The 8,689-nt window shown below is 75.0% G+C and carries 6 protein-coding genes and 1 pseudogene; all 7 read right to left on the bottom strand.

The window, feature by feature from the left end:
- Positions 1-763: 763 nt before the first annotated feature.
- Positions 764-1,165 (bottom strand): DUF3040 domain-containing protein, encoded by a 402-nt coding sequence (locus tag F8279_RS27975; protein ID WP_091420827.1) that lies wholly within the window; start codon positions 1,163-1,165, stop codon positions 764-766.
- A 115-nt stretch (positions 1,166-1,280) separates the two neighbouring features.
- Complete coding sequence (locus F8279_RS27970; RefSeq protein ID WP_151501539.1) at positions 1,281-2,540, bottom strand: DNA polymerase IV; 1,260 nt, start codon at positions 2,538-2,540, stop codon at positions 1,281-1,283.
- A gap of 158 nt (positions 2,541-2,698) precedes the next feature.
- Positions 2,699-3,874, bottom strand: coding sequence for an alkaline phosphatase family protein (locus F8279_RS27965; protein ID WP_151501538.1), 1,176 nt, complete (start codon positions 3,872-3,874; stop codon positions 2,699-2,701).
- Positions 3,871-4,602, bottom strand: a complete 732-nt coding sequence (locus F8279_RS27960) for a methyltransferase domain-containing protein (RefSeq protein WP_151501537.1) — start codon at positions 4,600-4,602, stop codon at positions 3,871-3,873. The genes F8279_RS27965 and F8279_RS27960 overlap by 4 nt, the downstream gene beginning before the upstream one ends.
- A gap of 31 nt (positions 4,603-4,633) precedes the next feature.
- Positions 4,634-4,813 carry a hypothetical protein gene (locus F8279_RS27955; RefSeq protein ID WP_091420839.1) on the bottom strand — a complete coding sequence of 60 codons (180 nt, stop codon included), beginning with the start codon at positions 4,811-4,813 and terminating at the stop codon, positions 4,634-4,636.
- Positions 4,814-4,909: 96 nt separating this feature from the next.
- Complete coding sequence (locus F8279_RS27950) at positions 4,910-8,275, bottom strand: error-prone DNA polymerase (RefSeq protein WP_151501536.1); 3,366 nt, start codon at positions 8,273-8,275, stop codon at positions 4,910-4,912.
- 93 nt (positions 8,276-8,368) lie between these two features.
- Positions 8,369-8,689: pseudogene (locus tag F8279_RS27945) on the bottom strand (DNA polymerase Y family protein); the annotation flags it as partial.

Here is an 8,689-nt window from a genome sequence, read left to right as displayed (position 1 = left end):
CCCCGCCCGCTGACCCCATCCCCGCCCGCCCGCCTGCCCTTCCGCCCCCGGGCCTCCCGCCCTCTCATCGTTGATCAAGGAGTTTGTGTCCAGTTCCAGCCCCGCTGAGGACACAAACTCCTTGATCACCGCTTCTGGGCCGCCGCCCCGCCCGGATGCACGCGAGATCTTGGTACGAGATGGCCCCCATAGGGGCGCTTTCGTACCAAGATCTACGGCGGCGCCCGGGATTGAGGGGACGGACGGGCTGGGCAGCCCGCCGCCGCGGCGGTGGCGGTGGCGGTGGCGGTGAGCACGTTGTTCGCCCAGTCCGGGGTGATCCGCGATCTTGCAGTCTGTGCCCGGGTGAACGGGACATTCGGGGCACAGCTTGGGCCGAAAGTGCAAGATCGCGTGGAAGACATCGGGGCGCGGCGCGGGCCGGGAGTGCAAGATCGCGTGGGAGCGGGCCGTTGGGCTACGGCAGGTGGTCGGGCAGGTGGCGTCACGTCGAGGCGGGGAAGCTCTACGGTGACAGCCCGGGCGGGGTGCGAGCGGGGCGCGCATCAACGTGCTGACGGAGGCGCGGCGGTGTCCACGGGAGGCGGACCGCGAGGTGGTGCCGCCGCGGCGGGGCGGTGAACTCGATTTCGGGCACGACTGAGCGAGCGCCCTCGCCCGCGTGTGCCCACGGCGAACCGGCAGCCGGTCGCCCCGGCGGCGCTTGCCGACCTGTTACGGAGGCGCCGCCGGTTTCCCGCCCCGGGTCAGGGGCGGGACGCGGTCAGCGGTGGCCCTCCGGGCGCTGCCGCCAGCGGTCCTCCATCCGGTCGAGGAAGGAGCCCCGGCGGCCACCACCACTGCGGCCACGGGGACGACGCCGGCTCGTTGTGCCGCCGACCACGTGCAGGTCGGGCGACTGGGATCGGCGGTGCGACTGCACCGCGTAGCCCAACGAGGCCAGCATGACGACGAAGCCCGCCACGGCCACCGGGGGAATCTTGATCACGGCACCGTAGATCAACAGGGCCAGACCAGCGACGACCACGCCGGCAGCGACGAGCACGCGACGCCGCGCGTGGAAACGCGGGTCGCTGGCGCGCACGGCCGAGGCGAACTTGGGGTCCTCGGCAAGCGACCGCTCGATCTGCTCGAACAGCCGCTGCTCGTGCTCCGAGAGCGGCACGGCACTCCTCCCCGGTCACGTTGGTCGGCCCGGTCGGGCCGACAGACCGTGGCAGCCAACCGGCTGCTTACCCGCAAGTCTACGAGGGCCCCCGCGCGTCGGAAAGCGGGACGACCTACGGCCGGGTGGGTTTTTCGACTTGTCGTGTATCACGACGGCCGAGAAGACTGGCCGGACCTATGACGGACCGCCCGAATCGGGCAGCCGCGGCGTCGGCCGCCGCCTCCGCCTCGCGCCAGCCGCGCTCGGGCGCACCCAGGGTGAGCTGCTGCGGGGTCTCCCCCGCGGGGGCGAGACCTTCCATCCGGACACCGACCAGCCGAACCGGCTCGCCCGGGGCCAGCGCACCCCACAGCGCCCAGGCCGTGTCGAACATCTCCCGGGCGGTGTCGGTGGGCACGGCGAGCGTACGGGAGCGGCTGATCGTCCGGAAGTCGGCGAAGCGGACCTTGAGCGACACGGTACGGCCCACCTGTCCGGCCGCCCGCAGCCGAGCGCCGGCCTTGTCGGCGAGCGCGAGCAGGGACCGGCGGATCTCGTCCGGGTCGCTCACGTCGGTGTCGAACGTGACCTCCGCGCCGATCGACTTCTCCACCTGCTCGGGCGTGACCCCGCGCGGGTCACGCCCGAGGGCCAGCTCGTGCAGGTGGGTGGCGGACGCCTCGCCCACGGCCCGGCGCAGCAGGCCGGCCGGCGCCTCGGCGAGGTCGCGCACGGTACGCAGGCCGAGGCGGCGCAGCGCGTCCGCGGAGCGCTCCCCCACGCCCCACAGGGCGGACACCGGCAGCGGGTGCAGGAAGTCCAGCACCTGCGCGGCCGGGACCACGAGCAGGCCGTCGGGTTTGGCCCGGGTGGAGCCGAGCTTGGCCACGAACTTGCTCGGCCCCACGCCCACGGAACAGGTCAGTTGCTGTTCCTCGGCGACCCGGCGGCGGATCAGCGCGGCGATGTCGGCGGGCCGGCCGAACAGCCGGCGGGCGCCCGCCACGTCGAGGAACGCCTCGTCCAGCGAGAGCGGCTCGACCAGCGGGGTGACGTCCCGGAAGATCCGCATGACCGCCCGTGACGCCTCGGTGTAGGCGGCGAAGTCGGGCGGGAGGTAGACCGCGCCGGGGCAGAGCGCCCGGGCGCGGGCGGTGGGCATCGCGCTGCGGACGCCGTACCGCCGGGCCTCGTAGCTGGCGGAGCTGACCACGCCGCGCGGCCCGACGCCGCCCACCACCACCGGCCGGCCGCGCAGCTCGGGTCGGCGGCGCACCTCCACCGAGGCGTAGAACGCGTCCATGTCGACGTGCAGGATGGTGCAGCCGGTGTCGTCGGCGTCCGGCCCGAAGCGCGGGTCACCGCCCCGGGGCAACGACTGGCTACGGCCCATGTCAGCAGGCTAGCCCGCCGGTCCGACAACCCCACCGCCCAGGCCCACGGCGACGCCCACCGGCCCCGGACGGGACCCAGGCCGGCAGCCACCGCCCGCCGGCCCCGGACGAGGCGGGCCGACCAGGGCCCCAGCGCGGAGGCGCGGACGAACCGGGGTCAGCCCCGGACCACCAGCAGCGGGACCGTCATCTCGGCGGCGGTGTCCGCGCCGTGGTAAGCCACCAGCCGCGACGCCATCGGCGGCTCGGTGCGGGTGGCGACCACCGCGTACGTGTCCCGGCAGACCGCCACCACGTCGCCGATCCGGGTCAGGTGCGCCTCGGGCACCGGCCCGAACCAGCCGGTCGCCACCGCCTCGGCCCGGGTCAGCACGTGCGCGGCCGGACCCAGCACCGCGGTCCAGGCGGCCGTCACGTCGGCCTCGGCGCCCGGCTCGACGTGCAGGTAGCGGACGCGGGGCTCGCCGGCGACCACCCGCACCCCGGCCTGCAGGCGGGGGTCGGCGTCCAGGTCGATCCGGTGCGCGGCGGGCACGTCGAGCTGGCCGTGGTCGGCGGTGACGATCAGCGCGGCGTCCGGCGGCAGGCCGTCGACGAGCCGGGCCAGCAGCGTGTCCACGTCGGCGGCAGCGGTCCGCCAGGGAGCGGAGTCCACGCCGCTGAGGTGCCCGTGCCGGTCCAGGTCGGGGTGGTAGCCGGAGACGAGTGCGGGCCCGTCCCCGGCGGCCAGCGCCGCCAGCATCCGGGCGGCGAGCGCGTCGACGCCTGCCGCGCCCCGGTAGTCGCCGCCCCGGTTGGCGGCGAGCGTCAGGCCGCTGCCGGCGAACTCGGGACGGCTGACCACTGTCACAGCGACCCCGGCGGCGCGCGCCCGCTGGTACCAGGTGGGCACCGGCTGCCAGCTCGCCGGGTCCGGGTCGCCGGCCCAGTCGACGTGGTTGAGCACCCGGTCGGTGCCGGGCACCCGGACCGTGAAGCCGAGCACGCCGTGCGCGCCGGGCGGGGTGCCGGTGCCGAGGCTGACCAGGCTGGTCGGCGTGGTGGACGGGAAGCCGGTGGTGAGCGGCCGGCCGACGGTGGCGGCCAGACCGGCGAGCGTCGGGGCGTACGGGGCGGCGGTGGGGATCTGGTACCAGCCGAGGCCGTCGACGAGCAGCACCGCGATCCGGCGTACCCCGGCCAGGCGTGGGGCCAGGCCGAGCCGGTCGGCCGCGCCCGGTACGCCGAGCAGCGCCAGCGCGCTGGGCAGCACGTCGGTCAGGCCGCCGCCGTCGTAGCGCGGCGCCACCCGGTCCAGCGGGGCGGGAGCCGGATCGGGAGCCGGGCCGGTCATGCCGGGCGGCGGGCGAACAGGTGCAGCTGGGCGGCGAGATCGCGGTACGGGGACCGGGCCGCGAGGGCACGCTCCAGTGCCACCAGGGCGGCCTGCTGTCCGTCGGCCACCGCGGCCGGGAGCAGGTCGGCGAGCACCCGTACCCCGTGGACCTCCTCCACGACGAGGCCGGCGGCGGTGAGCAGCGCACTCGCGTCGGTGGTGTCGTAGCGGCGGCGCAGCGTGTCCCGGCCGCCGGTGGTGCCGTGCGGGTCGGCGGCGAGCGCGGCGGCGGCGTCCAGTTGCCCGTTCATCGCCCGGCCGAACACGGCGGCGGCCCGGCCGGCGACGAGCACGCTCGCCGCACCACCCGGGCGCAACGCGGTGACCAGCGCGGACATCACCGGTTCCGGGTCGTCGACCACTTCGAGGACGGAGTGGCAGAGCACCAGGTCCACGGTGGCCGGTTCGACGAGTCCGGTGAGCGCGTCGGCGTCGCCCTGCGTCGCGCGTACCCGATCGGCGACCCCGGCCTCGGCGGCCCGGCGGGTCAGCGCGGCGAGCGCGTCGGGGCTGGCGTCGACCACCGTGACCCGGTGACCGGCCTCGGCGAGCGGGACGGCGAAGCCGCCGGTCCCGCCGCCGACGTCGAGCACGGAGAGTCGTTCGCCGGCCCGCCGGTCCAGCTCGGCCCGGACCACCGACCAGATGACGGCGGTGCGGGGGGTGAGGGTTCGGATCTGATCCACGCGCCGAGCCTAGTCACCCCCCGGCCCGGGTTCAGGACTCGCCGCCGCCGGCGGGGTCGTCCTCGGCGCGGGAGCGCTGGTTGTTGGCCACCGGGCCGTCGGTCACCTGGTATTCCCGCGGCTCGGCCTCGTGGGTGGGCGCCCAGTCGGCGCCGAGGCGGGTCCGTCGGGCGTTGGCCACGCCACCGGCGTACGTGCGGTGAAAGGTCATCTGTTCATCCCCCATACCCCGGGTGGGCCACTCTGCCCACCCGCGTCGGGAGTCTCCCGCCTCCGGCTCACGGAAACCGTAATGTGGATCACTCCATCAACGGAAATCCCTGGATGCCGGTGTGACGGGGGGCTCGATCGCGTCCAGCCGGTCCGCGGTGAGGTTCGTGACGCCCTCGTGCCGCTGCAGCCGGCCCCGCACCACCAGTGCTCCGCTGGTGCGGGCGATTCGACGGTATCTCTGCCACAACCCCGGGGAGCAAGTGACATTGAGCATCCCGGTCTCGTCCTCCAGGTTGAGGAACGTGACGCCGCCCGCGGTCGCCGGGCGCTGCCGGTGGGTGACGATCCCGCCGACCCGGATCCGCTGCCCGGGCGGCACCTGGCCGAGGCGGGCGATCGGCACCGCGCCCAGTTCGTCGAGCCGGTCCCGGATGAACCGGGCCGGGTGGCTCTCCGGGGACAGGCCGGTGGCCCAGACGTCGGCGACCAGGCGGTCCACCGCGGCCATGCCGGGCAGGGTGGGCGGGTCCGCGCCGGTCACCGTGCCGGGCAGCCGGCCGGGCCGGTCCTGGGCCGCCGCGCCGGCGGCCCAGAGGGCCTGCCGCCGGGTCAGCCCGAAACAGGCGAAGGCGTCCGCGGTGGCCAGCGCCTCCAGCTGCGCGGCGGTCAGACCGACGCGGCGGGCCAGGTCCGGCATGTCCCGGTACGGCCCGTGCGCGGCGCGTTCCGCCTCGATCCGCTCGGCCACGTCGTCGCCGAGGGTACGGACGCTGCCCAGGCCGAGCCGTACCGCCGGGCCGCCCAGCCCCCAGGCGTGCGGCGGCTCGCCCGGCACGCTGCCCCACCGGGTCTGCGGGGTGGACTCCAGCACCGCCTTGGCGCCGCTGGCGTTGATGTCCGGCCGGCGTACCTCGACGCCGTGCCGGCGGGCGTCGTCGGCGAGCGTCTGCGGCGAGTAGAAGCCCATCGGCTGCGCGTTGAGCAGCGCGGCCAGGAACGGGCCCGGGTGGTGGCGCTTGAGCCACGAGCTGGCGTACACCAGGTAGGCGAAGCTCATCGCGTGGCTCTCCGGGAAGCCGTAGCTGGCGAACGCGGTGAGCTTGCGGTAGACGTCGTCGGCCAGCTCACCGGTGATGCCCCGCTCGGCCATCCCGGCGTAGAGCCGGTCGGCGATCTGCGCCATCCGCTCCACCGAGCGTTTCGCCCCCATGGCCCGGCGCAGCTGGTCGGCGCCGGCCGCGTCGAACCCGGCCAGGTCGATGGCGAGCTGCATGAGCTGCTCCTGGAACAGCGGTACGCCGAGCGTCTTCTCCAGCGCGTTGCGCATCAGCGGGTGCGCGTACGTGACCGGTTCCTGGCCGTTCTTGCGCCGGATGTACGGGTGCACCGAGCCGCCCTGGATCGGGCCGGGCCGGATCAGCGCCACCTCCACCACCAGGTCGTAGAACTCCCGCGGCTTGAGCCGGGGCAGCGTGGCCATCTGGGCGCGGCTCTCCACCTGGAACACGCCCACCGAGTCGGCCCGGCAGAGCATGTCGTAGACCTCGGGGTCGTCCAGGTCCATGTCGCCCAGGTCGAGGCTGGACCCGATCAGGTCGTAGCCGTAGTGCAGCGCCGAGAGCATGCCGAGGCCGAGCAGGTCGAACTTGACCAGGCCGACGGCGGCGCAGTCGTCCTTGTCCCACTGGAGCACGCTGCGCCCGGGCATCCGGCCCCACTCCACCGGGCACACCTCGATCACCGGCCGGTCGCAGATCACCATGCCGCCGGAGTGGATGCCCAGGTGCCGGGGGAACGTCTGCAACTCGTTGGCGTACGCGACCACCTGCTCCGGGATGTCCGCCACGTCGACCGCAGCGACCGAACCCCACCTGTCGATCTGCTTGCTCCAGGCGTCCTGCTGGCCGGGTGAGAAGCCGAACGCCTTGGCCACGTCCCGCACCGCCGACCGGGGCCGGTACGAGATGACGTTGGCGACCTGGGCGGTGTGCTCCCGGCCGTAGCGGGCGTAGACGTGCTGGATCACCTCCTCCCGGCGGTCGGACTCGATGTCCACGTCGATGTCGGGCGGCCCGTCGCGTTCCGGGGCGAGGAAGCGTTCGAACAGCAACCGGTGCCGGACCGCGTCCACGTTGGTGATGCGCAGCGCGTAGCAGACCGCCGAGTTGGCCGCCGACCCCCGGCCCTGGCAGTAGATGTCCTGCGCGCGGCAGAACGCGACGATGTCGTAGACCACCAGGAAGTAGCCGGGGAAACCGAGGTCTTCGATCATCCGCAGCTCGTGTTCCAGCTGCGCGTACGCCTCCGGGTGCGCCTCGGGCGGGCCGTAGCGCTCGCGGGCGCCGTCCATGGTCAGCCGGCGCAGCCAGCTCATCTCGGTGTGCCCGGGCGGCACCGGGTACGCCGGCAGCTTCGGCGCCACGAGCTGGAGGTCGAAGGCGAGTTCCGCCCCGTATTCCGCGGCCCGCGCCACCGCGCCCGGGTACGCGGCGAACCGCGCCGCCATCTCGGCGCCGCTGCGCAGGTGGGCGGTGGCCGCGGCGGGCAGCCAGCCGTCGATCTCGTCGAGGCTGCGCCGGGCCCGGACCGCCGCGACGGTGGTGGCCAGCCGCCGCCGCCCCGGGGTGGCGTAGTGCACGTTGCCGGTGGCCACCGTGGGCAGCCCGGCCGCGGCGGCCAGGTCGGCGAGCGCGTCGTTGCGGTCGGCGTCGACCGGGTGGCCGTGGTCGGTCAGCTCCACCGCCACCGTCTCCGCGCCGAACAGCGCGGTCAGCCGGTCCAGTTCCCGGGCCGCCGCGTCGACGCCCTCGGTGAGCAGCGCCGCGGGCACGTGCCCCTTGCGGCAGCCGGTGAGCACCAGCACGTGGTCGCGCAGCTCGTCGGCGATCTCCTCCAGCTCGCCGTAGACCGGCCGGCCCTTCTCCCCGCCGCGCAGCTGGGCGCGGGAGATGGTGGCGGCCAGTCGCGCGTACCCCTCGTGGCCGTGCGCGAGCACCAGCAGGTGCCGGCCGAGCGGGTCGGGCTCGCCGTTCTGCGGGCCGGGCAGCCCGAGGGACAGTTCCGCGCCGAAGATCGTCGGCAGCCGCAGCGCGCGGGCCGCCTCGGCGAAGCGCACCACGCCGTAGAAGCCGTCGTGGTCGGTGACGGCGAGCGCGGTGAGCCCGAGCCGGGCCGCCTCCTCGGCCAGTTCCTCCGGGTGGCTGGCCCCGTCGAGGAAGCTGAAGTTGGAGTGCGCGTGCAGCTCCGCGTAGGGCACCACGCCGTCCGGGCGGGCCAGCTCCGGCGGCCGGTACTCCTGGCGTTTGCGGCTCCAGGCCGGTGAGTCGCCGCCGTCGGCGTCGACCGCGAGCGGGTCGACCACGTGCGGCTCCACCACGTGCAGGTGCCGCTCACCCTTGGCCCGCCCGGAGAGCACCTGCTCCAGCTTGGACCACGGCATCTTCGGGTTGTGGAAGCTCACCCGCGCCCGCCTCGCCCTGCACCCGACAGCCCGAGATCTTGGTACGAAACGGCCCCTGGAGGGGCGCTTTCGTACCAAGATCTTCCCCGGCGCTCAGTCATAGATCGCCTCCACCAGCCACTGCCCGCCCTCGACCGCGAGCAGCAGGGCGGCGCCGTCGGCCAGGCACACCTGGAACCGGGCCCGGCGGCGCGCCTCGGCCGGCGCCCACCACCGCTCGTCCACCGGCCACGGGCCGGCCCACCCGGTGATCTCGGCCGGGCGACCGTCGCCGACGGTGAGCCGGGCCGGCGCCGCGCTGACCGCCAGCCGGGCGCTCACCACGACCGGCTCCCCCGCGGCGTCACGCACGTCGGCCGGCAACGGGGCGGGCAGCACCACGGCCGGCGACGGCGGCGGGATCCGCCCCGGCCA

The organism is Micromonospora sp. AMSO1212t, from assembly GCF_008868145.1.
Taxonomy (GTDB): domain Bacteria; phylum Actinomycetota; class Actinomycetes; order Mycobacteriales; family Micromonosporaceae; genus Micromonospora; species Micromonospora tulbaghiae.
Note: the sequence above shows the minus strand (reverse complement) of the source record. Positions and strands in the feature narration are given on the sequence as shown.